This is a genomic window from Janthinobacterium sp. SUN128, assembly GCF_030587275.1.
Classification (GTDB): domain Bacteria; phylum Pseudomonadota; class Gammaproteobacteria; order Burkholderiales; family Burkholderiaceae_D; genus Janthinobacterium; species Janthinobacterium lividum.
In genome coordinates, this window is sequence record NZ_JAPWHY010000001.1 from 175,605 (window position 1) to 199,106 (window position 23,502).

22 protein-coding genes are annotated in these 23,502 nt (G+C 63.5%); 14 read left to right on the top strand and 8 right to left on the bottom strand.

Annotated features, from left to right (window positions below):
• Window position 1 precedes the first annotated feature (1 nt).
• A complete protein-coding gene (locus tag O3297_RS00930) occupies window positions 2–2,314 on the bottom strand; it encodes an FdhF/YdeP family oxidoreductase (RefSeq protein ID WP_151093574.1) in 2,313 nt (770 codons plus the stop codon).
• A gap of 166 nt (window positions 2,315–2,480) precedes the next feature.
• On the opposite strand from O3297_RS00930, the gene O3297_RS00935 reads away from it, so the two are divergent.
• Window positions 2,481–2,756 (top strand): Rrf2 family transcriptional regulator, encoded by a 276-nt coding sequence (locus tag O3297_RS00935; protein ID WP_099388509.1) that lies wholly within the window; start codon window positions 2,481–2,483, stop codon window positions 2,754–2,756.
• A 102-nt stretch (window positions 2,757–2,858) separates the two neighbouring features.
• On the top strand, window positions 2,859–3,941 hold the full coding sequence (gene moaA, locus O3297_RS00940; protein WP_305047501.1) for a GTP 3',8-cyclase MoaA: 1,083 nt from the start codon (window positions 2,859–2,861) through the stop codon (window positions 3,939–3,941).
• Window positions 3,942–3,959: 18 nt separating this feature from the next.
• Here moaA and O3297_RS00945 read toward each other — a convergent pair whose 3' ends face one another.
• Window positions 3,960–5,381 (bottom strand): PLP-dependent aminotransferase family protein, encoded by a 1,422-nt coding sequence (locus tag O3297_RS00945; protein WP_070278540.1) that lies wholly within the window; start codon window positions 5,379–5,381, stop codon window positions 3,960–3,962.
• A gap of 160 nt (window positions 5,382–5,541) precedes the next feature.
• Between O3297_RS00945 and O3297_RS00950 the strand changes: the two genes are divergently transcribed.
• The 6 genes from O3297_RS00950 to O3297_RS00975 all read left to right on the top strand — a co-directional run bounded on the left by O3297_RS00950 (window position 5,542) and on the right by O3297_RS00975 (window position 11,928).
• Window positions 5,542–6,504, top strand: coding sequence for a Dyp-type peroxidase (locus O3297_RS00950; protein ID WP_305047502.1), 963 nt, complete (start codon window positions 5,542–5,544; stop codon window positions 6,502–6,504).
• 44 nt (window positions 6,505–6,548) lie between these two features.
• Window positions 6,549–6,932 (top strand): hypothetical protein, encoded by a 384-nt coding sequence (locus O3297_RS00955; RefSeq protein ID WP_070255181.1) that lies wholly within the window; start codon window positions 6,549–6,551, stop codon window positions 6,930–6,932.
• A gap of 108 nt (window positions 6,933–7,040) precedes the next feature.
• A complete protein-coding gene (gene msbA, locus O3297_RS00960; protein WP_305047503.1) occupies window positions 7,041–8,876 on the top strand; it encodes a lipid A export permease/ATP-binding protein MsbA in 1,836 nt (611 codons plus the stop codon).
• A 154-nt stretch (window positions 8,877–9,030) separates the two neighbouring features.
• On the top strand, window positions 9,031–10,161 hold the full coding sequence (locus O3297_RS00965; protein WP_305047504.1) for a toxin-antitoxin system YwqK family antitoxin: 1,131 nt from the start codon (window positions 9,031–9,033) through the stop codon (window positions 10,159–10,161).
• Window positions 10,162–10,240: 79 nt separating this feature from the next.
• A complete protein-coding gene (locus O3297_RS00970; RefSeq protein ID WP_034786664.1) occupies window positions 10,241–10,735 on the top strand; it encodes a MarR family winged helix-turn-helix transcriptional regulator in 495 nt (164 codons plus the stop codon).
• 77 nt (window positions 10,736–10,812) lie between these two features.
• Window positions 10,813–11,928 (top strand): toxin-antitoxin system YwqK family antitoxin, encoded by a 1,116-nt coding sequence (locus tag O3297_RS00975; protein WP_305047505.1) that lies wholly within the window; start codon window positions 10,813–10,815, stop codon window positions 11,926–11,928.
• On the opposite strand, the gene O3297_RS00980 is transcribed toward O3297_RS00975, so the two are convergent.
• The 3 genes from O3297_RS00980 to nhaR form a co-directional block, all read right to left on the bottom strand.
• Complete coding sequence (locus tag O3297_RS00980; protein WP_305047506.1) at window positions 11,925–13,247, bottom strand: chloride channel protein; 1,323 nt, start codon at window positions 13,245–13,247, stop codon at window positions 11,925–11,927. The two genes, O3297_RS00975 and O3297_RS00980, sit on opposite strands and share 4 nt — an antisense overlap.
• A gap of 86 nt (window positions 13,248–13,333) precedes the next feature.
• Entirely contained in the window at window positions 13,334–13,789 is a 456-nt protein-coding gene (locus O3297_RS00985) for a LysR substrate-binding domain-containing protein (RefSeq protein WP_305047507.1), read from the bottom strand.
• 26 nt (window positions 13,790–13,815) lie between these two features.
• Window positions 13,816–14,715, bottom strand: coding sequence for a transcriptional activator NhaR (gene nhaR, locus O3297_RS00990; RefSeq protein ID WP_034786371.1), 900 nt, complete (start codon window positions 14,713–14,715; stop codon window positions 13,816–13,818).
• A 159-nt stretch (window positions 14,716–14,874) separates the two neighbouring features.
• Between nhaR and O3297_RS00995 the strand changes: the two genes are divergently transcribed.
• Window positions 14,875–15,837 carry a TerC family protein gene (locus O3297_RS00995; RefSeq protein ID WP_034786370.1) on the top strand — a complete coding sequence of 321 codons (963 nt, stop codon included), beginning with the start codon at window positions 14,875–14,877 and terminating at the stop codon, window positions 15,835–15,837.
• A 66-nt stretch (window positions 15,838–15,903) separates the two neighbouring features.
• Window positions 15,904–16,305, top strand: a complete 402-nt coding sequence (locus O3297_RS01000; protein ID WP_034786369.1) for a TerB family tellurite resistance protein — start codon at window positions 15,904–15,906, stop codon at window positions 16,303–16,305.
• 6 nt (window positions 16,306–16,311) lie between these two features.
• Here the strand turns inward: O3297_RS01000 and O3297_RS01005 are convergent, their stop codons facing one another.
• Window positions 16,312–16,665, bottom strand: coding sequence for a YnfA family protein (locus O3297_RS01005; protein WP_305047508.1), 354 nt, complete (start codon window positions 16,663–16,665; stop codon window positions 16,312–16,314).
• A gap of 89 nt (window positions 16,666–16,754) precedes the next feature.
• Between O3297_RS01005 and O3297_RS01010 the strand changes: the two genes are divergently transcribed.
• Entirely contained in the window at window positions 16,755–18,023 is a 1,269-nt protein-coding gene (locus O3297_RS01010; RefSeq protein ID WP_305047509.1) for a glycerate kinase, read from the top strand.
• A 2-nt stretch (window positions 18,024–18,025) separates the two neighbouring features.
• On the opposite strand, the gene O3297_RS01015 is transcribed toward O3297_RS01010, so the two are convergent.
• Complete coding sequence (locus tag O3297_RS01015; RefSeq protein WP_305047510.1) at window positions 18,026–19,039, bottom strand: zinc-binding alcohol dehydrogenase family protein; 1,014 nt, start codon at window positions 19,037–19,039, stop codon at window positions 18,026–18,028.
• 95 nt (window positions 19,040–19,134) lie between these two features.
• On the opposite strand from O3297_RS01015, the gene O3297_RS01020 reads away from it, so the two are divergent.
• A complete protein-coding gene (locus O3297_RS01020; protein WP_305047511.1) occupies window positions 19,135–20,049 on the top strand; it encodes a LysR family transcriptional regulator in 915 nt (304 codons plus the stop codon).
• A gap of 44 nt (window positions 20,050–20,093) precedes the next feature.
• Here the strand turns inward: O3297_RS01020 and O3297_RS01025 are convergent, their stop codons facing one another.
• Complete coding sequence (locus O3297_RS01025) at window positions 20,094–20,471, bottom strand: cytochrome c (RefSeq protein ID WP_034786364.1); 378 nt, start codon at window positions 20,469–20,471, stop codon at window positions 20,094–20,096.
• A gap of 258 nt (window positions 20,472–20,729) precedes the next feature.
• Between O3297_RS01025 and O3297_RS01030 the strand changes: the two genes are divergently transcribed.
• Together O3297_RS01030 and O3297_RS01035 are read left to right on the top strand one after the other, a co-directional pair.
• Window positions 20,730–22,274 (top strand): DUF1800 domain-containing protein, encoded by a 1,545-nt coding sequence (locus O3297_RS01030; protein WP_305047512.1) that lies wholly within the window; start codon window positions 20,730–20,732, stop codon window positions 22,272–22,274.
• A 20-nt stretch (window positions 22,275–22,294) separates the two neighbouring features.
• Window positions 22,295–23,494 carry a DUF1501 domain-containing protein gene (locus O3297_RS01035; protein ID WP_305047513.1) on the top strand — a complete coding sequence of 400 codons (1,200 nt, stop codon included), beginning with the start codon at window positions 22,295–22,297 and terminating at the stop codon, window positions 23,492–23,494.
• The last annotated feature ends 8 nt before the right edge of the window (window positions 23,495–23,502 follow it).

The window sequence follows — 23,502 nt, forward strand, 5'->3', positions numbered from 1 at the left end:
TTCAGCTGACTGCGGCCGAAGGCGACAGCAGCACGGGAATGGATTTGAAGGTCGGTGTGCGCGAGCCTTCGCCCACGCTGTCGAGCGGCACCAGCGGATTGGTTTCCGGGTAGTAGGCGCCGATGCAGCCGCGCGGGATGTCGTACTCGACCAGCAGGAAACGGTCGGCGCGGCGGGCTATGCCGTCATCCCACACGCCGATCAGGTCGACCCAGTCGCCGGCCGCAAAGCCCAGCATGGCCAGGTCGTCCTTGTTGATGAAGACGACCCGGCGCTGGCCGAACACGCCACGGTAGCGGTCGTCCATGGCGTAGATCGTCGTGTTGTACTGGTCGTGCGAACGCGTGGTCATCAGCACCATCAGGCGCTCGCCATATTGCTGGCGCGCACGGTGGATCGGCGTATCGAGTTCGATGGCATTGACGAGGAATTGCGCCTTGCCGCTTTGCGTCTTCCACACGCGTTCGCGCGAGGCAATTTCCAGATGGAAACCGCCGGGCTTGGCCACGCGCAAGTTGTAGTCGAAAAAATCATCGAACACTTGCTCGATGGAATCGCGCAACAGCGCATAGTTGCCGGCATAGCGCAGCCAGTCGATCTTTTCGCTGCCCAGGGTCGCCTGCGCCATGCCGGCCACGATGGCGATTTCCGAACGCAGATTGGGTGAGGCGGGCTGGTTCATGCCGAACGAGATGTGCACCATGCTCATGGAATCCTCCACCGTCACGCCTTGCGCCACGCCCGCCTGCACGTCGATTTCCGTGCGTCCCAGGGTGGGCAGGATCAGCGCATCCTTGCCGTGCACGAGGTGGCTGCGGTTGAGCTTGGTGGCGATGTGCACGGTCAGGTCGCACGAACGCAGCGCGTCCCAGGTGCGCGGCGTGTCCGGCGTGGCCATCGAGAAATTGCCGCCGAGCGCGACAAACACTTTGACCTTTTTCTCCAGCATCGCTGCTATGGTGCCGACGGCATCGTAGCCGTGGTGGCGCGGCGGCTCGAAGTTGAAGACCAGGCCCAGGCGGTCGAGGAATTCTTTGGTCGGCTGTTCCTCGATGCCCATGGTGCGGTCGCCCTGCACGTTCGAGTGGCCGCGCACGGGGCACAGTCCCGCGCCGCGCTTGCCGATATTGCCGCGCATCATCATCAAGTTCGACAGGATTTGCACGGTGGCCAGCGAATTCTTGTGCTGCGTCACGCCCATGCCCCAGGTAGAGATGACGGCCTTGCCCTTCACATAGATTTGCGTGAGCTCTTCGATCTTGTCGCGCGCCACGCCCGATTCGGCCAGCAGCAAGTCCCAGCTTTCCGCGCGCAGGTCGGCCGCGAAGGCGTCGAAGCCCGTCGTGTGTTCGGCGATGAAATCGCAGTCGAGCACGCGCTCCTGGCCGTGGGCGCTGGCCTCGTCATCGAGTTCGACGACGCGCTTGGCCATGGCCTTGATCAGTGCGAAGTCGCCGCCCAATGTCGGGCAGATGAACAGCGAACAGATGTTCGTGCTGCCGCCCGTCAGCATTTCCAGCGGATGCTGCGGGCTGGTGAAGCGTTCCAGGCCCCGTTCGTGCAATGGGTTGATGGAAACGATGGTGGCGCCGCGGCGCGACGCTTCGCGCAATTCGCCCAGCATGCGCGGGTGGTTGGTAGCCGGATTCTGGCCGAACAGCAGCAGGGTGTCCGCATGCTCGAAGTCGTCCAGCAGCACCGTGCCCTTGCCGATGCCCACGGTTTCCGGCAAGCCGCGGCTGGTGGCTTCGTGGCACAGGTTGGAGCAATCGGGGAAGTTATTGGTGCCGTAGGCGCGCACGAACAGTTGGTACAGGAAAGCCGCTTCGTTGCTGGCGCGGCCCGACGTATAGAAGGCGGCCTGGTTCGGGTCGTCCAGCGCATGCAGGTGGTGCGCCACGAGGGCGAAGGCGTCGTCCCAGGAAATGGCCTGGTATTTGTCGCTTGCGGCGTCGTACACCATGGGGTCCGTCAAGCGGCCATGTTGCTCCAGATCATAGTCCGACTGCTCCATCAGTTCGGTGACAGTGTGTTCCTGGAAAAACTCGGGGCGCACGCGCTTGCTCGTCGATTCGGCGGCCACGGCCTTGACGCCGTTTTCGCAGAATTCGAACGTCGACGCGTGTTCGCGGTCGGGCCAGGCGCAGCCGGGACAGTCGAAACCGTCGGGCTGGTTTTGCTCGAACAGGGAGCGGTAATTGCCTGCGCTGACTTTTTCCTTGAACAGATTGATGGCCACATACTTGAGGGCACCCCAACCGGCCGCGGCATGGGTGTAGGGCGCGATGCGCGCGTCGGACTTTGGCTTGCTCATGATGACTCTCCTGGTGATGTGCGATGGGACAATCACATGGTAGGGGCGGCGGCCTGCCCCGTAGGCGCACAGTTCCGGACAAAAAAACAGAGTACAGATGGCAAGACGACGATGCCGGTCGCGCCGGCGCCGGCCGTGATCTATGATGTGGACAAGGAGAAAAAATATGCAAAAGGAAGAAGGAATCGATGCGGCGCTGATCGCGCTGCTGGCGCTGCTGTGGCAAGCGCGCCAGGAGGCGCCGGTGAGACCATGGTCGCTGGCCAAGCTGGCCAAGCGGGCGGGAGTACAGATGAGCACTTTGCTGCGCCAGCTCAATGCGCTGTCCAGCGCGGGACTGGTGGTGGTCGCCACGGCGGAGAGCGGCGGCGGCAGCGCGCTACTCAGCGCGGCGGGCGCGGAACTGTGCGCCAGCGTCTTTACTGCACCGCCAGCGGAATAGATCGCGTCTGTACTCTATCGGCTGGCGCCGGACTGTACCTCTTTGCCTGCTTCCATTCGTCCTATGCTGGACACAGACGAATGCACATCAAGGGGAAGCACAATGAACACCATCCTGTATCCGCAGCCAGCGCTCCGGCAGCCAGACTATAGTGAGCCATGCGTGGATATGCTGGGCCGCCCCCTGACGGACTTGCGCATTTCCGTCATCGACCAGTGCAATTTCCGCTGTACCTATTGCATGCCGGCCGAACTGTACCCCAGCGATTACCCGTTTCTTCCCTCCAGCGAGCGCCTGTCCTTCGCGCAGATCGAAACCATGGCGCGCGCCTTCGTGCGCCTCGGCGTCGATAAAATCCGCATCACTGGCGGCGAGCCGCTGCTGCGCAAGAACCTCGAACGGCTGATCGAAATGCTGGCGCGTCTCACCACGCCGGACGGGCGCGCCGTGAGCATCGCGCTGACGACGAATGGCAGCTTGCTGGCGGCCAAGGCGCATTCGCTCAAGGATGCGGGCCTGGAGCGGGTCACCGTCAGCCTCGACAGTCTCGACAACGGTATTTTCCAGCGCATGAATGGCGTCGATTTTCCCGTCGAGAAAGTGCTGCACGGTATCGAGGTGGCGCAAGCCGTGGGCTTGAACCCAGTGAAGGTCAACATGGTCGTGCAGAAAGGCGTCAACGATAGCCAGATCGTGCCGCTGGCGCGCCATTTCCGCCACACGGGCGTGATCCTGCGCTTGATCGAATTCATGGACGTGGGCGGCATCGGCGCCTGGTCGCGCACGCATGTCGTCACGTCCGAGGCGGCGCGCGCGCTGATCGCCGCCGAATTTCCCCTCGTGCCGCTGGGCGAAGGCAAGCCTGTCTTGCACGAAACGGCCAGCCGCTACCGCTACCTTGATGGCGGCGGCGAAGTGGGTTTCATTTCCAGCGTGTCGCAACCGTTCTGCGGCGACTGCAGCCGCGTGCGCGTGTCGTCGGACGGCAAACTGTTTACCTGCCTGTTTGCCCACGACGGCCTCGACCTGCGGCCCCGGCTTGACTCGGTGCAAGGACTGGAAGCCCTGCTGCGCCAGCACTGGCAGCGACGTGGCGACCGCTATTCGGAAGTGCGCGGCGCGCTGGCCCAGGTTGGCGGGCGCAAGCAGTATCCCACCGTGCGCATGTCGCTGGTGGGAGGGTGACGGGACTGCGTGAAATGCCTACAGGAATTCGGTGATGAGCTTACCGAGCAGAATAATGGCTTGCTCGACGCCCACGCTCCACGGATAACTGTAGTTGAGGCGGATGCAATGCTTGTAGGCCTGGCTGACGGAAAACATGCGGCCCGGACCCACGGTGATCTTGCATTCCAGCGCGCGCCGGTACAACTGCATGGAATCTATATTGCCGGGCAGCTCCACCCACAGCACGTAGCCGCCCTGCGGGTGCGAGATTTTCGTGCCGGCAGGAAAGAAGCGCAGCACGGCGGCGGCCATGATGCGCGCTTGCTGGGCATAAGCCTTGCGGGTGCGGCGCAGATGCTGTTCGTAGCCGTCGTTTTGCAGGTATTCGGCAATGGCCAGCTGCGGAAACGAGGACGTGGCCAGGGTATTGAGGAATTTGAGCTCTTCCACCTTGCCCCGGTAGCGTCCGGCCAGAGCCCAGCCCACGCGCTGCGCCGAACTGAGGCTCTTGGAAAACGAGGAGCAGTGCAGCACCAGGCCCTTGCGGTCGTACGATTTGAGCGAGGACGGATGGGCATCGCCGTAATACAGTTCGTTGTAGACGCCGTTTTCGATGGCGGGCACGTCGTGCTGCTCCAGCAGCTGGTACAAGGCCCGCTTGCGCTGGTCGGACATCTGAAAGCCCAGCGGATTCTGGAAGTTCGGCATCACCATGACGGCGGCGATCGGCTGGCGGGCCATGATGTCGGCCAGCGCCTCGATGCTGATGCCGTCGTACGGATCGGTGGATACTTCCACCACCTTCATGCCCAGCCGTTCGACGGCCATCAGCATGGCATAGAAGGTGGGCGACTCGACGGCGATGGTGTCGCCCGGCTTGGCCACTGCTTGCAGGCACAGGTTGATCGCTTCCGTGGCGCCCACGGTGACGATGATTTCGTCGGGATCGACGGCCAGGCCGTTCTCCATGTAGCGGCGGGCGATTTCACGGATCAGCTGTGGGTTACCCGGCGGCAGGTCGTCCGTCACGTTCCACGCGCGGTTGCGGCGCGCCACGGCGCCCGCATACTGGTTGATGCGTTCCCAGGGAAACAGCGACGGGTCGGGGTAGGGCGAGCCCAGCGGGATGGCGTCGTGCAAGCCGATCGAGCGCAGGGTCGACAGCACCAGGCGGCTGACGTGCACTTCCGCCGGCACGGGGCTGGGATGCGACGCCTGCATGCACATGGCGGGCGCGGCCGTGTCGCTGGCGCGCGGGCGCACGAAGTAGCCGGACTGGGGCCGGCTTTCTATCACGCCCATGCTTTCCAGCTTGACGTAGGCGCGCAGCACCGTGGTGATGCTCAGCTTGTGCTGCTGGCTGGTCTGGCGCACGGAGGGAATGCGTTCGCCGGGCAAGAGCACGCCCTTGGCCACCAGTTGCTCGATGTCGCTGACGAGCTTTTCATACAATTTCATGCAATGGTATCCATTCTTTGATTCTTGCTCTACGTCATTGCATTATCGTCCAATTCATGACTACCTATAGTTACAGTTATCGCATGTTGCCAAAATGAAACTGCCATCCGGCACTTCTGGTTTACCATCCACATAGAAAACGAAAAAAGGAATATTGGTCATGGCAATTCCACAAAGCATGCTGTCCGTCGTCGCGCGCGACGAAGTGCATTTGCAGTTCAATGTGAAGGCCGGCGTTGACATGCGGCAGCTGTTCAGGGTGCTGGGCAAGCTGTGGGAGTCCGAGGTCACGGGCATTCTGGATCCCACCCTGAACCGCCACCATCAGCTGACGGGCGGCACGGCCAACGTGGTACTGGGTTTCAAGCCCGAGCTGTGGCGCGCCGCTTGCCCGGGTTGCGTGCCGGACAATATGGCGTCGTTCGGGCAAGACCTGGTGGGCGCCAACGGCAAGACGGCGCCGGCCACCCAGCACGATTTCTGGGTCTGGATCACGCAGTCGAACGCGGCCACCCTGTACGACAGCATGCGCACGACACTCACCTTGCTGAGTCCTTTCGCCGAGCTGGCCAGCGAGCAGGTGTGTTTTCCGTATCACAATAACGTGACGTTTGACGGCTTTGCCGACGGCGTCGCCAACCCGAATCCGTTTCGCGCCAACGGCGTGGCCATCATTCCGGACGGTGAAGCGGGCGCGGGCGGCTCCACCGTGCTGCTGCAAAAATGGCGCATGGATGTGGAACGCCTGCGCGCCTTGCCCGTGCACGCGGCGGAGCAGGTGTGGGGCCGCACCAAGGCCGGCAGCCATGAATTGTCGCCGCTGCCCGTCGATTCCCATGTGGGCCGTAACCAGTTCATCCGCGATGGCGAGGAAGTCGATATCGTGCGCCGCAACGCCAATTACGCCAATGCCAGCGAGGCGGGCGTCATGTTTGTCGGTTTCTGCAAGGACATCACGGTGACCATGGGCATGCTGCGGCAAATGTACGGCGTAGGCTATGATGGCGTCACCAAGACGGACCGGCTGCTGGATTTTTCCACGGCGCTGTCGTCGGCGATCTATTTTGTGCCCAGCATCGATGCCTTGCTGGCCGTGGGTATTTCGCCGGCGGATCCCGGCTGAGGGCCGTCCCGGCGGTCCCTATTTTTACTTTAAAGGAGTTTTCCATGCGTATTCGTCCCGCCACATTGCTGTCCGCCCTGATCTTCGGCAGCGTCGTCTTCAGCGCTTCCGCTTCCGCCGTCGGCCTGGGTTTCCTGGCCGATACGCCCATGGCTTACCTGAACAAGAACGACAAGCCCGTCTTCGTGAAGGCCGTCACCGACGTGCTCAATGACAAGAAGGATGGCGAAACCGTGCAATGGAGCAATGAAGGCTTGCGCAATTCCGTGCGCATCGCCGCCGAGATCACGGCCAGCGACACGGAAAAGACGGATGCGCAAACATGCCGCAAGGTGCAGGTTGCCTTGAACGCCAAGGGCCAGGAACAGACCCTCAAGCTGAAGGTCTGCAAGGCCGGCACGGCCGCGTGGAAAGTGGCGAAGAGCTGATTGCCCGTGCATTTCCCTTGCCGGTTCTGCACCGGCAAGGTGCGACTTTCTCATAAGTAAGTGTTGCAGCGGTTAGAATCACGCTTTACCCTCACTTTTCTCACCTGCATGCAGCAAAGTCGCCTCCTGTTTTTCCGCCTGGCCGGCCAGTTTCGCCGCTATGGCGCCATCGTTGCCGCCACCTTGCTGGCCGTGGGCGTGGCGTCCGCCACCGATGTGTTGTTAATCCGCCAGTTGCAAAACGTCGTCGACGCCATGCGCGCGACGGCCAGCACGCAGGTCGCGCCCGTGTCCGGCGTGATGGGCATGCTGCAGGGCTGGGTCGACCGTTTCTTGCCGGCACAGGCGGGGCAGGTGGACCTGTGGGTGATTCCCGCCACTATCCTGGGCCTGGCTGTGCTGCGCATGGTGTCGAGCTTTGCCGGCGATTATGGTTCCGTCTGGCTATCGAGCCGGGTGCAGGCCGACCTGCGCGAAAAGATGTTCGCCACCATCATGCGTCTGCCCAGCCGCTTTTTCGATACCACCACCACCAGCCTGACGCAGTCGCGCGTGGCGTTCGACGCCAGCCAGGTGTCGCAGGCGGGCTTGAACGTGCTCAACGTGATGGTGCGCGACTCCGTCGCCACCGTCGGCTACCTGATCCTGCTATTCAGCATCGACGTGAAACTGGCCCTGTTCTGCATGGCGTCGATGCCCATCGTGGCCATCGTCGTGACCCTGGCGGGACGCCGGATGCGCCACCTGAGCAAGAGTTCGCAGCAAGCCGTGGGCGAGCTGACGTCCGTGCTGGACGAAAGCATAGCCGGTCAGCGCGTCGTGAAAATCTTTGGCGGGCAAGATTATGAACAGGCGCGCTTCGTCGACGTGGTCAAGCGCAACCGCCAGCTGGCCGTCAAGCACGCGGCTACCTCGGCCATGAATTCCGGCTTCATCATGATGCTTGTCGGTATTACCCTGTCGTCCGTGATTTACTTCGCCATGCTGCGCGCGCAAAGCGGCGCCATCACGCCGGGCGCCTTCGTCGCGTTCATGGGCGCGCTGATGGCCATGCAGTCGCCGATCAAGAATTTGACGAAGATCAATGAGCCGCTGCAGCGGGGCCTGGCGGCGGCCGAGTCCGTCTTCGGCTTGATCGACACGCCGCTGGAACCGGACCTGGGCACAGTGGCCCCGGCCGCGGTGCAGGGCAATTTGTCTTTGCAGAATGTGCATTTCCGCTACAACAGCGACGATTCCGATGCACCCACGGCCTTGAGCAATATCACGCTCGACATCCGCGCCGGCGAGACGGTGGCCCTGGTGGGCGGTTCCGGCGGCGGCAAGACAACCTTGCTGGGCTTGCTGCCGCGCTTCTATGACGTCAGCGGCGGCCAGATCCTGCTCGACGGCGTCGACGTGCGCGACTACGCCTTGCTGGCCCTGCGGCGCCAGTTTGCCCTCGTCAGCCAGGATGTGATCCTGTTCAACGACACGATGGCGGCGAATATCGCCTACGGCGACCCGGCCCCGGACCAGGACAGGATCGAAGCATCGGCGCGCGCCGCCTACGCCCACGACTTCATCATGCAGTTGCCGCAAGGCTACGACACCCAGGCGGGGCAGAATGGTTCGCGCCTGTCGGGCGGACAACGCCAGCGCCTGGCCATCGCCCGCGCCTTGTACAAGGATGCGCCGATTTTGCTGCTCGACGAGGCGACCAGCGCGCTGGACACGGAGTCGGAGCGCTCCGTGCAGGCCGCGCTGGAAGTGCTGATGCGCAACCGCACCACCATCGTCATCGCCCACAGGCTGTCGACCATCGAAAGCGCCGACCGCATCGTCGTCATGCAGGGCGGGCGCCTGGTGGAATCGGGCAGCCATGCGGACTTGCTGCAGCAGGGCGGCGCGTATGCGCGCCTGCATGCGAGCCAGTTGTCGCCCGTCAAGGATGCCCTGGGCTGACGCCTGGCCCATCCTGCGCCTGCCCATGCGCCAGGCCGGAGCCGGACCAGCAGGTCCGTCCCGGCCTTTTTTCATGGGGCGGCAATCGTGCCTGTGGCGACCGGCGCTTGCCTTTATGATGGCAGCCGCAAAGCAACATGAACAATGGAGCAACATGAAGAATCAACAGACAATGCGCTGGCTGCTGGCCGCCGCGCTGGGTATGAGTACGGCCTTGCCGCTGGCGGCACAGGAAGATACGCCGTCGCCGGCAACGGCTTCCCATCACGCGCAAGAAGAGGACAGGACCATGTATCTGGATGAAAATTTCATGCCCAGCAACGAGCGCCGCGCCGTGTATGCGCTGCGCACGCCACCCGTGCGCGACGAGGCGCTGGGCGCCTGGCATGTACGGCTGGAATTTCCCGACACGCCGGGCGTGCTCGCCTTTGAAACCTATGCCACGGACCTGGACCTGAGCCAGGTCAAGTTCGTGAAGTTTCGCAAGTACTACCACGAGAATGGCCAGCTGCTGCGTGAAACCTATTTCAATGCCCAGGGCGAGGAGCTGCTCGGCGGCTCCGTGTACTTCGAGAGTGGGCAGGTCCAGCAGCGGGTGACCGCCTTGCCGAACGGGCGCGACAGCATATCGGAAACGTATCACCAGAATGGCCAGCTGATGAGCCGCACGCTGTATCACGGCGACGAGATGGCCGATGGCGAGCAAGTGTCGTATGGCGCGAACGGGGCCGTCAGCAACCGCTCGTATCGACGCCATGGCCAGATGGACGGTGTGGAGGAATCGTTTTATGCCGATGGCAAGCTGTTCCGGAAGGGGCGGTACGTCAATGGCCAGCGCGAGGGCGAGTTCGTCATGTACGCGCAGAATGGCAAGGTGCTGGCCCGGACCGTCTGGGTGCACGGCCAACCCGACGGCTGGTCGTTTGAAAGCCATGGCAATGGCGTCGTGTCGAACAAGACGCTGTACCAGAAAGGCGCCGTGCTCAGCTTGCAAACGTGGGCCCCGAGTGGCCGGCCCGTGTTTGCCTGGCAAAAAGACGCGCAGGGGCGCGACCACGGCGACACGACGGATTGGCATGCCAACGGCGCGCGCGCCAGCGTGACCCCGTTTGTCGAAGGCCAGCGCCACGGCTTGCTGCAGACCTGGTACAGCGACGGCAGCCTGCGCCAGATCGTGCCGTACGAACACGGCAAGAAGCACGGCATCGAGCGCCAGTGGGACAAGGCCGGCAAGCTGGTGCTGGAACAGGCATGGCAAGCCGGAGAGCCAGTTTCCATGCGCTAGGAGTCGTCCGCCTTTGCAGGTATCATGCAGGGATTCCGGCCCGCCAGCAGGCGTGAAGCCGGCGGGATAACTGGAGGCAATGGTGGTGGAAGCGGAAGTATCGGCGATGGCCAGGGCGCAAGGCATGGCCTTGCAAAACATGCGCGTCGTGATGCGCGCGGCGCAGCGCCATTCGGCGCAGATCGAGAAGCAATGCGGCGTATCGGGCGCGCAATTGTGGGTGATGCAGGAATTGCTGGAGCGGCCGGGCTTGCGCATGGGCGAGCTGGCCAGCAAGATGTCGATCCACCAGACGACGGCCAGCAACCTGGTTGAGGCGCTGGTCAAAAAAGCCTATGTGCGCAAGGCGCGCGACCAGCCCGACCAGCGCGTGGTGACCCTGACCCTGACGGCGGAAGGGCAGGCCGTGATCGCCGGCGCGCCGCAGCCGGCGCGCGGCTTGCTGCCCAGCGCGCTGAGCCAGCTCGATGCCGACAGCCTGGCGCACCTGAACCAGGGCTTGAGCGCCTTGCTGGCCGTCGTCGCTCCCGATGACAGGCAGGCGGGCATGCAACCATTTCCGTTCACCATGTAATCACTGGCAAGCGTGCGGCTGGACCGCCGCGCTTGCCATTATCATCGGCGCTGTCGCACCGTTGATGAAAGCACGCATTGAAGATATTCACTTCCGTTTTGCTGGCCACCATCCTGGCCGGTTCTTCCACCATTTGCATGGCCAATGAGTTGGCCATCCCGGCCTTGCCTTCCGGGCAATCGCCGGCCTCCCTCTATTTCGACGCGGATTACCAGCCCGCTGCGCCCGCTGCGGCCATGTACGAGCAGCGCGCACCGTTGCATCACGATGCGGCCCGCCAGGCCTGGCATTGGCAGCTGCATTTCGCGCAGCCGCCAGGCAAGCTGCACATGGATGCCTGGCTGCGCAGCACGGACCTGGCGTCGCCCGGTTACGTCTACCAGCGCAGCGTGTATTTCGCCGATGGCCAGCTGGGCTTGCTGGAAGAGCGCAATGGGGAGGGAAACTTCGATGGCGTGACCGTCGCGTACTATGCGGACGGCACGGTGAAAAGCCGCAAGGCTTACCGCGCAGGCGAGTACGAAGGCTTGCATAGCCACTATCATGCGAATGGCCAGCTGAGGCATGCATTGCTGTATCACGCGGGCCAGCCCGCCGATGGCGAATTCCTGAGCTTTGACGAGCATGACCAGGTCAGCAACCGCGCGCATTTCGTCGATGGCGTGCTGACCGGTGAAGTGACGGCGTTTCATCCGAATGGCAGGCTGGCCGAGCGGGGACCGTATCTGGACGGCCAGCGCAACGGCCTGCACCAGGCCTGGTGGCCGGACGGCCGTGAAATGTCGCGCCTCAATTTCCTGCATGGCAAGCCGCAAGGCTGGTCGCTGCTGTATTTCGCGAATGGCCAGCTGGACCAGAAAAACCTGTTCGAGGATGGCGTCATGCTGAGCACGCAAAGCTGGCGCGACGATGGCACGCCGCTGCGCCAGCGCCAGCAGGATGAGCAGGGCCGCGCGCAGGGCGAGGACAGGCAATGGCATGCGAACGGCAAGCTGGCCCGGCTCGCTTCCTACCATGATGACGTGCCGCATGGCGCGTGGCGGGAGTGGCATGCGGACGGCTCGCCCCGCCATGCCGTGGATTACGTGCACGGGCGCAAGCAGGGCCTGGAACGGGCCTGGGCCGGCGACGGCACGCGCACCATCTGCGAGTGGCAGGATGGCCGCTTGCTGCGCGCCTGCCGCAATTTCTAGCTTGTCGCCGCTGGCAAGCGTTGCAATTGCAGCTGCGCCAGCGCTCCGTACAGCGGTTCGCTGAGTACGCGCGAGACGGTGCTGGCGACGACGGCGCAGGCCATCAGGCTCAGCACCATGCCGTGGCCGTCGACCATTTCCATGACAATGATGAAGGCTGTCAGCGGCGCCTGCGTGGCGGCGGCCAGGAAGCCCACCATGCCCAGCGCGATCAGGGCCGGCGCGTGCGGGTAGTGCAGCAGCACGGCGATATCGTGGCCAATGCCTGCGCCGATGGCCAGGGACGGCGCGAAGATGCCGGCAGGCACGCCCGACCAGACGGTCAGCCACGTCGCCACATACTTGAAGGCAACAAAGGCGGGGGAGGCGTCACTGGCGCCTTCCAGCATGGCGCGCGTGGCCACGGTGCCGCTGCCGAACGTGGCGCCGTGGCTGGCGATGCCGATGGCCGCCACCAGCACGCCGCAGACGGCGGCGAACAGCACGGGACGGCCCTTTCTCCACGCAGACAATTTTCCCAGCGGATTGCCCCGGGCGGAGGCCAGCAGCAGCCGGGCGAACAGGCCGCCCGCCACGCCCGCGACCAGGGTCACGAGCAAGCCCGGCAAGGCCAGCGCCAGGCCGATGGGGCCGGGGTGGATGATGCCGAAGTGGGTGGCGTTGCCGTGGATTGACACGGCCATCATGCCGGCCAGCACGATGCCGGCGACGATCAGGCCGCTGTTGCGCTGTTCCGGCGAGCGTGACAGTTCCTCGATGGCAAACATGACGCCGGCCAGCGGCGTGTTGAAGGCGGCCGCGATGCCGGCCGCGCCACCGGCCACCAGCAGGGAATGGGCGCTCACCTGCGAGTGGCGGGGCAGCCAGCGGCGCGCGGCCAGCATCACGCCAGCGGCGATCTGCACGGACGGTCCTTCGCGCCCCAGGGACAATCCCCCCAGCAAGCCGCCGGCCGTCAGGCAGATTTTCGCGGCACTGAGTTTCAACGAGACAAACAAGGAGCGCTGTTCCGGCGCCACGGCAGGGTCCAGGGTGGCCATCACTTGCGGGATGCCGGAACCGGCCGCGCCCATCGCGTAGCGGCGCGTCAGCCAGACCAGCACGGCGGCGCAGGCCGGCGTCCACAGCAGGGCGAACCACCAGGCCTTGCCGTTAAAGAACAGAAACAAGTCCAGCGCTTCTTCCGCCAGCCACGTAAAGCCGACGACGACGAGGCCCGCGATGGCGGCCATGCCGACGACGACGGCGCGCGACCACCACAGGCGCGGGTTGGCAAATTCATGCTTGAAGGCAGAGGGAATATCGTGCAAGTGCTTCATTGCGGCAAGTCCAGGAAGGGGCGCGCAGGGCGTCGGGGAGACTTGCCATTATATAGATGTATTTGTTCAAATGTATTTCCTGTGCCTTATTTGTGGGCAAGAGGCGACAACAGCTTCGCCTCGACCAGGAAATCGACGAGGGCCCGTACTTTCGGCGCCAGGTGTGGTCCGGACGGCCACAGCAGCCAGCAACTGTGGGCTGGATGGCCGGCGATCGCGTAGTCCCTCAGCACCTCGACCAGGCTGCCGTCGGCGAGCGCGCTGCGCACATGAAAGTCGGGCAGCCAGGCGATGCCCAGGCCTTGCCGGGCGAAGTGCAGGCGTGCTTCCACGTTGTTGCACACCATCGACAAAGGCAAGTCCGGTACCGGCGCCTCGGCTTCCTGGCGTAGCTGCCATTGTTCGATCTTGCCGCTGTGGCGGAAGCGGTAGTGCAGGCAAGTATGGTGTTGCAGATCAAGAGGATAGCGCCTGTCGCCGATGGATGCCGCCACCGTGTTGCGCGCGCATGCGCTGCTGGAGGGGGGCGGGCAGCCGGGCAAGATCGTCGTCTGCGATTGAATCTGGCTTACACGAACAGCTCGTGTCGCGCGCTCTGGCTGATGGCGATGGTGGCCGGGTGGCTCAGGCGCCGTTCCGTGGTGATCGCGTAGACTTGCTCGACGAGGCTGTCGACCCGGCCCAGCGCCACCACGGCGTACTGTTCGCAGACCTGGGGCGCGATGACGGTGGGCGCAAAGAACAGGCCGGCGCCGGACTGGCCGAAGGCTTTCATCATGGCGCTGTCGTCGAACTCGCCGACGATGCGCGGGTGCAGGTTATTGTCGCCCAGCCACTGCAGCAAGCGTCCGTAGATGGCGAAGTCTTCGCCGGGCAGCAGCAGCGGCGCGCCATCGAGGCATTGCGGGAAGCTCCCCGTCAGGGTGGCGGCCAGCGCTGGCGTGCCGAACAGGGTCATGCCGCTTTCGCCCAGCAAATGGTTAAAGCCGCGCACGCTCAAGTGGGCCGGCATGGGACGGTCAGCCATGATCAGGTCGAGCCGGTGCACGGCCAGGTCCGCCAGCAGGCTGGCCAGCCGGCCTTCGCGGCAAATGATGCGCAGCGGTTCAGCCAGTCCCAGCGCCGGCGCGACGAGGCGGCAGGCGATCAGTTTCGAGACGGAATCGGCGCAACCGACGCGGAAGGTCGTCGTCGTGGTGCGCGACTGGTCGCGCACGATTTCCAGCAATTCATCGCCCGTGCTGAAAATGCTTTCGGCATGGCTGAGGATGCGCCTGCCCGTGTCCGTCAATTCCAGCTGGCGCCCGCTGCGGCGGAACAGTTCCACGCCCAGGGTGTCGGCAAACTCGCTGAGCTGGCCGGAAATCGATTGCGGCGTCAGGTGCAGCTGCTCGGCCGCGCGGGCGATACTGCCCGTCTTGGCCACCATCCAGAAATAGCGCAAGTGCTTGAAGTTGAGTGTCGACATGGTATTCCCCGGCAGATTAATACATCGAATTTTTCGATGTATTCTTAAATTATATTCGATTTGTTCGATGTTTATATTCGGACTATGATGGCTGCTCAATTCATGCAAGGAGAGTGCCATGGACTTCAGGATACAAACAGAGCATTGCGGAGGCCGCCGATGAACGGCCTGGAAAGTATTGCTACGGCCCCCATGTGGGCCGGCTTCATCGCCTTTGTCCTGGTGATGCTGGCGCTGGACTTGTTCGTCTTTGGCGGCAACAAGGCGCACAAGGTCAGTGTCAAGGAAGCGGCGACATGGTCGCTCGTGTGGGTCAGCCTGGCCCTGCTGTTCAACGGCGGCCTGTGGTGGTATCTGAACGGCACGGCCGGACCCGAGATCGCCAACCAGAAGGCGCTGGAATTTTTCTCCGGCTACCTGATCGAGAAAGCGCTGTCGGTCGATAACGTGTTCGTCTTCCTGCTGATATTCAGCGCCTTCCAGGTGCCGATCCAGTACCAGCGCCGCGTGCTGATCTATGGCGTGCTGGGCGCGATCGTCATGCGCGCCGTGATGATCATGGCCGGTGCATGGGTGGTGAGCGAATTCAGCTGGGTGCTATATCTGTTCGGCGCCTTCCTGTTGATTACAGGCATGCGCATGCTGGTGGCGGCCGATGCGGAACCGGACGTGGCGAACAACCCGGTGCTGCGCTTTGCCCGCCGCCACTTGCGGGTGGCCGATGGCGACCATGGCGAGCGTTTCTTCGTGGCAAAGGGTGGCTTGCGTTATGTCACGCCGCTGTTCCTGGTGCTGATCCTGATCGAGGTGACGGACCTGGTATTCGCGGTCGACTCGATCCCGGCGATTTTCGCCATCACGACGGACCCGTTCATCGTCTTCACGTCGAACCTGTTCGCCATCATGGGATTGCGGGCCCTGTACTTCCTGCTGGTGGACGTGGCTGACCGCTTCCACATGCTCAAGTATGGCCTGGCGATGGTGCTGGTGTTCATCGGCGCAAAGATGCTGATCATGCCGTGGTACCACGTGCCGGTGGAAGCATCGTTGCTGGTGGTGGCAGTCCTGATCGTGTCGAGCTGCGTGGCCAGCGTGTTCATCACCCGCAGCGACAAACAGTAAAACAGCAGTACGGCGCGCCCCGCACGGCGGTGGCGCGCTTTTTAACCTCACAATGGAAAAGAGATTATGCGTACGTATGAAGTAAACAGTCCCCAGGCAGCGGGACGTATCCTGGCCCTGATGATGGTGGTCGACGGTAACCTGGCCAGCGCCGAGCTGCAAGCCATGCACCGCAGCAAGATCCTCGAGCATATCGACCTGGCGCCGGCCGCCTTCCAGCAACTGCTGCAAGACTTGTGCGACGACATGCTGACGTCGACCGTGCATGGCGCCGTGCAGCTGGCCAATGGCGTGATCGACAGCTTGCTCGATGAAATCGATGACCCGGACTTGCGCCGCAAGCTGTTGCAAGCCATGTGGAAGATCGCCGATGCGGACGACTGGCTGGCCGATGGCGAAGCCGTCTTGCTGGCCCGCGCCAGCGCGGCATGGTCGGCGGAAACGAACTTCCGCGCGCACGCCGCCTGATGCGCATCAAGCCGTCTTGTGTCCCATCGCAATGACAGCGGCGCCGGCCAGGGCCAGGCCCACGCCGGCGATGTCCGTCCAGGCCGGCGTGACGCCGTCCACCAGCCACAGCCATCCCAGGGCCGTGGCGATATAGATGGCGCCATACGTGGCGTACACCCTGCCGCTGGCGGCCGGGTGCAAGGTCAGCAGCCAGACGAAGATCAAGAGGCTGATGGCGGCCGGCAACAGCAGCCAGGCGCTGCCCTTGTTGCTCAGCCACAGCATGGGCAGGTAGCAGCCCAGCAGTTCGGCCACCGCCGTGACGGTAAACAGCCCGAAGGTGCGGGTCAGTCCAGTCCATTCAATTGCCTCGTTCATTGCATTCCTGTTTTTACCGTCGAGCAGCCATTGTAGCTGCCAGGCTGCCGGCCCTGCTATGATCGGGACCGGATCCCGGAGGAAACAAAATGACGACCACCCCAGCGCCACGCGCCTTGTTGCAAGCCATGTTCCAGGCCGCCATCGAAGCGGCCCAGCCATCGCACTGCATACCGCCCCATCTGCCGCCCGCGCCCAAGGGGCGTTTGATCGTCATTGGCGCCGGCAAGGCGTCGGCCGCCATGGCGCAAGCCGTGGAACGGCACTGGCCGGGGCCGCTGTCGGGCCTCGTCGTCACGCGCTATGGCTATGCCGTGCCGTGTGAGCGCATCGAGATCGTCGAAGCGTCGCACCCGGTGCCGGACCAGGCCGGCATGGAGGCGGCCCGGCGCATGCTCGGCCTGGTTGCCAACTTGCAGGCCGACGACACGGTGCTGTGCCTGATTTCGGGCGGCGGCTCGTCGCTGCTGGCCTTGCCGCTGGAGGGCATCAGCCTGGAAGACAAGCAGGCGCTGAACCGCGCGCTGCTGGCGTCGGGCGCCACCATCGGCGAAATGAATTGCGTGCGCCGCCATTTGTCCGCCATCAAGGGCGGGCGCCTGGCGGCCGCCTGCCATCCGGCGCAAGTCATCACTTTGGCGATTTCCGACGTGCCTGGCGACAAGCTGGGCGATATCGCGTCCGGCCCCACGGTGGGCGACGCCACCACGTGCGAGGACGCGCTGGCCATCGTGCGCCGCTATGGCATGGACTTGCCGGAAAGCATACGCAAAGTGCTGGAAAGCGGGCGCGGCGAATCCGTGAAGCCCGACGATCCCCGTCTGGCGCGCACGCACACCACCCTGATCGCCACGCCGCAGATGGCGCTCGAAGCGGCCGCCGCCGTGGCGTGCGCGGCCGGCGTCACGCCGTATATATTGGGCGACAGCCTGGAGGGCGAGGCGCGCGACGTGGGCAAGGTGATGGCCGGCATCGCGCTGCAAACGGCCGTGCGGGGCCAGCCGTTTCCCGCCCCGTGCGTGCTGCTGTCGGGCGGCGAAACGACCGTCACCGTGCGCGGCAACGGCCGTGGCGGGCGCAACGTGGAATTCCTGCTGGCGCTGGGCATCGCGCTCGATGGGCACGAGGGTATCCACGCGCTGGCTGGCGACACGGATGGCGTCGACGGCCAGGAAGACATCGCCGGCGCGGTGCTGGCGCCCGACACCCTGCAACGGGCCTGGGCCCAGGGTATCAAACCGCGCGACAGCCTGGACGACAACGATGGCCACGGCTTTTTCCAGGCGCTGGGAGACTCCGTAGTCACGGGCCCGACATTGACGAACGTCAATGATTTCCGGGCCATTTTGATTACCTGAGTCTAGAAACCCTCTAGTACGATCTTGCCTCTGGCAGTATTGCTTTCCAGCAGGGCATGCGCGCGCTTCAAATTCGCCGCGTTGATCGTGCCGAAGCGTTCGGCCAGGGTCGTCTTGATGATGCCCGCATCGACCAGCTGCGCCAGCTCTTCCAGTAGATCATGCTGCTTGACCATGTCGGCCGTCTGGAACAGCGAACGGGTAAACATCAGTTCCCAGTGCAGGGACACGCTCTTGCCCTTGAACTTGCGCACGTCGATGTGCTCGGGGTCGTCGATCAGGGCGAACTTGCCCTGCGGCGCGATCAGTTCCACGATCTGCTCGAAGTGCTTGTCGGTCTGGTTCAGGCTGATCACATAATCGACGGGCGGCAAGCCCAGGCGCGTGATTTCCCCTGCCAGCGGCAGGCTGTGGTCGATCACGTGGTGGGCGCCCAGTTCCTTCACCCAGGCGGCCGTTTCCGCGCGCGAGGCCGTGCCGATGATGGTGACACCTGTCAATTGCCGCGCCAGTTGCACCAGCACGGAACCGACGCCGCCGGCCGCGCCGATTACCAGCAGCGACTTGCCTGTCAGATTCCTGTCGCGGCTGAGCTGCAGGCGGTCGAACAGCAGTTCCCAGGCCGTAATGGCCGTCAGCGGCAGGGCGGCGGCCGGGGCAAAGTCCAGGCTGGCGGGCATGTGGCCGACGATGCGCTCGTCGACCAGCTGGAATTCGCTGTTGCTGCCGGGGCGGTTGATGGCGCCCGCGTACCAGACTTTATCTCCCACCTGGAACAGGGTCACGTCGGGGCCGACGGCGGTGACGACGCCGGCTGCATCCCAGCCCAGCACTTCCGGCTGGCCCTCTTTCGGGGCGCGGTTCTTGCGCACCTTGGTGTCGACGGGATTGACGGAAATGGCGTGCACGGCGACGAGCAGGTCGCGCCCCGTGGCGACGGGCACGGGCAGCTCGATGTCGAGCAGGGCGTCGGCATCCGTGATGGGCAGGCTGTGGTGGTAGGCGATGGCTTTCATGTGCTTCCTCGTTGGGTGGATACCGTATGATGGTGGCAATGCCGCCCTGGAAACAGGGGGTACGTACCGAAACACTTTCAAAGGAATGCTGAAAATTGCTGCGACTCGATGACTTGCAGGTATTTGTGCGCACGGCCGACCGGGGCAGTTTGTCGGCGGCCGCGCGCGAGATTGGCATTTCGCCCGCGCTGGCCAGCGCCGCCGTCAAGCGCCTGGAAGGGGAGCTGGGCTTGCGTTTGCTGGCCCGCACGACGCGTTCGCTGAGCCTGACGGCGGAAGGCACGCAATACCTGGAACACGCGCGGGAAGCCTTGCGCCTGCTGCGCGCAGGCCACGATGCGCTGCTGGCCGGCAAGGACAGTTTCGGCGGAACTTTGAAAATTGCCATGCCCTCCGACTTGGGCCGCAACCTGATGCTGGGCTGGCTGGACGAATTCCAGTCGCGCCATCCGAAACTGCACTATCAGCTCAGCGTCAGCGACCGGGTGGCCGACATGGTGCGCCAGCAAGTCGACGTGGCCATCCGCTATGGCCAGCAAGACGATTCGAGCATGGTCGCCATGCCGATCGCGCCCGCCAACGACCGGGTGCTGGTGGCGTCGCCCGCCTACCTGCGCGAACATGGCCCCCTGCTGGCGCTGGAAGATTTGTCGCAGCGCAATTGTCTGCGCTTCGCGCTGGAAGACGGCTTGCACGACCGCTGGACCTTTTACCGCCTGCCCCAGCGCGAGCAAGTGACGGTGTCCGTGAGCGGCAACCGCAGCGCCGACGACGCCGACTTGGTGCGGCGCTGGGCCGTGGCGGGGCTGGGCATCGCCTACAAATCGCGGCTCGACGTGGCGGGAGACCTGGACGCCGGCCGCCTGCAAGCGCTGTTGCCCGGCGTGGCGGGCGAAGCCACGCCCTTGCACCTGGTCTGCACGCACCGGGCGCAGGTGACGCCGCTGGTGCTGCAGCTGCGCGATTTCCTGCGCGACCAATGTGCGGAGCTATTGAAACAGCATGATTGACGGTGGATTGCTTATTTGCGATGTTCCCGCCACTTAGCCTGATTTCATCGATTTTTTAAAATCACGTCACTCATGTATTGATTCAAATCGCGAAAATCCTTCACCCGCCAGGCATATGGCGCGATCTTGACGCCATTCTCTTTCAAGGTCTTTGGAATCAAATCGCCATTCGGACGCAGTATGACCGACGATACAATCACGCCCGGATAATCCTTCAGGCGTTTTTTGAAAGCGGCGGTTGTCAGGTCCGGCGTGGGAGGATTGCTTTTATTCGCCAATGGCCCGGTTCCCTTGATCTCCGCTCCATGGCACACGGCGCATCTCTGCACATACAGCGTTTTCCCGTTGAGATTTTCCCCGAAGGAGGATGGTGTTTGAATCAGCGATAACATTCCGAATGCAGCGATAAATAATATTTTCATCTATTTTTAATATGACTTTTGTATGGATAATGTCTGGTTCGAGAGAAAATACGCAGCTGCCATTGCAATACGCCATTCTCCCGATAATATTTTATCCGAGATTATTCATTCGTAATGGTACGCGCGGCACTCTTGCCGGCGAAAGGTTGGCCTGAAAACTATCGCGCTGGATTACAACTCGTTGCAAATGGCAATCATGCGCAGGTCAACCTGGGCGTACCCTCAGGCATTCTGCATGAAACCGCTTGAAGGACTGCCATGACTCCGAACCGACTGTTGCCGACGACCTTGATTTCCCTGCTGTTGCTGGCCGGCTGCGCCGCAACCGAACCTGCCGTCCAGGCCGGTCATCGCGCGCAAACCAGTTCCGCGCAGGACATCGCCATGCTGGAACGGGTCAGCTGGGGCGTGAGCGGGGGCAGCGTGCGCCAGGTGCAGGTGCAAGGCTGGAATGCCTACTTGCAGGCGCAGTTGCATCCAGGAAAAGCGGCCTTGCCGCTGGCCATCGCCGCGCAAATCGACGCCATGACCATCAGCCAGGTGCCGCTCGATCAGTTGGTGTTTTCTATCGAGCAAAAGCGCAAGGAGTCGGCCGGCGTCATGGATGACATGGCGAAGCAGCAGGCGCAAAAGGAGTACCAGCAGGAACTGAACCGCCTGGCGCGCGAAGCGGCCACGCGCTCCCTGTTGCTGGACGTGTATTCGCCGAACCAGTTGCAGCAGCAGCTGAGCTGGTTTTGGCTCAACCATTTCAGCGTGCACCAGGGCAAGCACAACTTGCGCGCCATGGTCGGCGATTACGAGGCGAACGCCATCGCGCCGCACGCGCTGGGGAAATTTCGCGACTTGCTGGGCGCCACCGTCCACCATCCGGCCATGCTGCGCTACCTGGACAATGAAGCCAATGCCGCCAAGCGCATCAATGAAAACTATGCGCGCGAGCTGATGGAGCTGCACACCCTGGGCGTCAACGGCGGCTACAGCCAGGCGGATGTGCAGGAACTGGCGCGCATCCTGACGGGCGTGGGCGTGAATTTGGGCGCGGACACGCCGAAGGTGAAACCGGCGCTGCAATCGCAATACGTGCGCCGGGGCTTGTTTGAATTCAATCCGAACCGCCACGATTACGGCGACAAGCAATTCCTGGGGCAAACGGTGAAGGGCAGGGGATTGGCCGAACTCGATGAAGCGCTGGACCGCCTCAGCCGCAGTCCGGCCACCGCGCATTTCATCAGCGGCAAGCTGGCCCAGTATTTCGTCGGCGACAATCCTCCCGCGCCGCTGGTGGCGCGCATGGCCGCCACCTTCCAGCAGAGCGATGGCATGATCGCCGACGTGTTGCAAACCATGTTCAGCAGCCCGGAGTTCAAGCAGTCGCTGGGCAAGAAATTCAAGGACCCCATGCATTATGTGGTGTCGGCCGTGCGCCTCAGCTATGACGACAAGCCCATCCTGAACGCGGGCCCCATGCTGAGCTGGCTCTCGCGCATGGGCCAGCCCCTGTACGGACGCCAGACGCCGGACGGCTATCCGCTGGCGGACGCCTCCTGGGCCAGCCCCGGCCAGATGACGACGCGTTTCGATATCGCCCGCACCATCGGCTCGGGCAGCGCCGGCCTGTTCAAGACGGATGGCCCGCAGCCGCAGGAAAAAGTGGCGTTCCCGCAACTGGCCAGCGCCCTGTATTACCAGTCGCTGCAGCCAGCCTTGAGTCCGGCCACGCGCCTGGCCCTGGAGCAGGCCGCCTCGCCGCAGGAGTGGAATACCTTCCTGCTCTCGTCACCCGAAATGATGCACCGATAAGTTGAAACCGGAGGATTGCCATGAATCGTCGTGACTTGTTAAAAGCCCTGGCCGCCGCGCCCTTGCTGACCCATGCGGGCAGTCTGCTGGCGGCGCCCGCCACGGATGCGAAGCTGCTGTTTGTCTTTTTGCGCGGCGGCTATGATGCGAACAACTTGCTGGTGCCGGTCGGCAGCGATTTTTACTATGCGGCGCGGCCGAATATCGCCATTGCGAAACCCGGTGAGGAAAACGGCGCGCTGGCCTTGAACGCTGACTGGGCCTTGCATCCAGCCTTGCGCGAGACCATCTACCCCATGTTCACGGGCGGCGAGGCGGCCTTCATCCCGTTCGCGGGCACGACGGATTTGACGCGCAGCCATTTCGAAACGCAGGACACGATCGAGCTGGGGCAAGAGATCAACACGCGCCGCGACTTCCGCTCGGGTTTCCTGAACCGCCTGGTGCAGACCTTGAATGGCAGCAAGGCCAATCCGGTCTATCCCGCCATCGCCTTCACGGACCAGCTGCCGCTGATCTTCCAGGGCGGCGTGCAAGTGCCGAACATGGCGCTGCGCTCCGTGGGCAAGTCCGGCATTGATGCGCGTCAAAGCCAGATCATCGCCGCCATGTACCGGGGCACGCCCCTGCAGCAACCCGTCAGCGCGGGCTTTGTCGTGCGCGACGATGTGACGAAGGAGTTGACGGGGGAGATGCAGGCGGCCAACCGCAACGCCATCAGTACCAAGGGCTTTGAACTGGAAGCGCAGCGCATCGCCCGTTTGATGAAGGATAAATACAACATCGGCTTCGTCGATGTGGGCGGCTGGGATACGCACGTGGGGCAGGGCGGCGCCAGCGGCTACCTGGCGGGACGCTTCGATGAGCTGGGACGGGGGCTGTCAGCGTTTTCGCAGGAAATGGGCGGCGCCTGGCGCCATACCGTGGTGGTGGTGGTCAGCGAATTTGGCCGCACCTTCCGCGAAAACGGCAACCGCGGCACGGACCATGGCCACGGCAGCGTGTTCTGGGTGCTGGGCGGCGGCATCAAAGGCAAGCAGGTGGCGGGCGAGCAAGTGGCGATTGCGCAGGCGACGTTGTTTCAGAACCGCGACATGCCCGTGCTGAATGAATACCGGGCCGTGCTGGGCGGCTTGCTGCGCCGAACGTTTGGCTTGACCCCGGCGCAGCTCGATCACGTGTTTGCCGGCGTGAAACCGGCGGAGCTGGGGCTCGTGTAAATCGGAAT

What these genes read in the sequence shown, in the direction of transcription:
- O3297_RS01000 (WP_034786369.1), top strand. Translation starts at nt 15,904, where the DNA reads ATGCGTACGTATGAAGTAAACAGTCCCCAGGCAGCGGGACGTATCCTG.
- O3297_RS01035 (WP_305047513.1), top strand. Translation starts at nt 22,295, where the DNA reads ATGAATCGTCGTGACTTGTTAAAAGCCCTGGCCGCCGCGCCCTTGCTG.
- moaA (WP_305047501.1), top strand. Translation starts at nt 2,859, where the DNA reads ATGAACACCATCCTGTATCCGCAGCCAGCGCTCCGGCAGCCAGACTAT.
- O3297_RS00955 (WP_070255181.1), top strand. Translation starts at nt 6,549, where the DNA reads ATGCGTATTCGTCCCGCCACATTGCTGTCCGCCCTGATCTTCGGCAGC.
- O3297_RS00950 (WP_305047502.1), top strand. Translation starts at nt 5,542, where the DNA reads ATGGCAATTCCACAAAGCATGCTGTCCGTCGTCGCGCGCGACGAAGTG.
- O3297_RS00935 (WP_099388509.1), top strand. Translation starts at nt 2,481, where the DNA reads ATGCAAAAGGAAGAAGGAATCGATGCGGCGCTGATCGCGCTGCTGGCG.
- msbA (WP_305047503.1), top strand. Translation starts at nt 7,041, where the DNA reads ATGCAGCAAAGTCGCCTCCTGTTTTTCCGCCTGGCCGGCCAGTTTCGC.
- O3297_RS01025 (WP_034786364.1), bottom strand. Translation starts at nt 20,471, where the DNA reads ATGAAAATATTATTTATCGCTGCATTCGGAATGTTATCGCTGATTCAA.
- O3297_RS01030 (WP_305047512.1), top strand. Translation starts at nt 20,730, where the DNA reads ATGACTCCGAACCGACTGTTGCCGACGACCTTGATTTCCCTGCTGTTG.
- O3297_RS00945 (WP_070278540.1), bottom strand. Translation starts at nt 5,381, where the DNA reads ATGAAATTGTATGAAAAGCTCGTCAGCGACATCGAGCAACTGGTGGCC.
- O3297_RS00970 (WP_034786664.1), top strand. Translation starts at nt 10,241, where the DNA reads ATGGTGGTGGAAGCGGAAGTATCGGCGATGGCCAGGGCGCAAGGCATG.
- O3297_RS00980 (WP_305047506.1), bottom strand. Translation starts at nt 13,247, where the DNA reads ATGAAGCACTTGCACGATATTCCCTCTGCCTTCAAGCATGAATTTGCC.
- O3297_RS01005 (WP_305047508.1), bottom strand. Translation starts at nt 16,665, where the DNA reads ATGAACGAGGCAATTGAATGGACTGGACTGACCCGCACCTTCGGGCTG.
- O3297_RS00965 (WP_305047504.1), top strand. Translation starts at nt 9,031, where the DNA reads ATGAAGAATCAACAGACAATGCGCTGGCTGCTGGCCGCCGCGCTGGGT.
- O3297_RS00930 (WP_151093574.1), bottom strand. Translation starts at nt 2,314, where the DNA reads ATGAGCAAGCCAAAGTCCGACGCGCGCATCGCGCCCTACACCCATGCC.
- O3297_RS01010 (WP_305047509.1), top strand. Translation starts at nt 16,755, where the DNA reads ATGACGACCACCCCAGCGCCACGCGCCTTGTTGCAAGCCATGTTCCAG.
- nhaR (WP_034786371.1), bottom strand. Translation starts at nt 14,715, where the DNA reads ATGTCGACACTCAACTTCAAGCACTTGCGCTATTTCTGGATGGTGGCC.
- O3297_RS01015 (WP_305047510.1), bottom strand. Translation starts at nt 19,039, where the DNA reads ATGAAAGCCATCGCCTACCACCACAGCCTGCCCATCACGGATGCCGAC.
- O3297_RS00995 (WP_034786370.1), top strand. Translation starts at nt 14,875, where the DNA reads ATGAACGGCCTGGAAAGTATTGCTACGGCCCCCATGTGGGCCGGCTTC.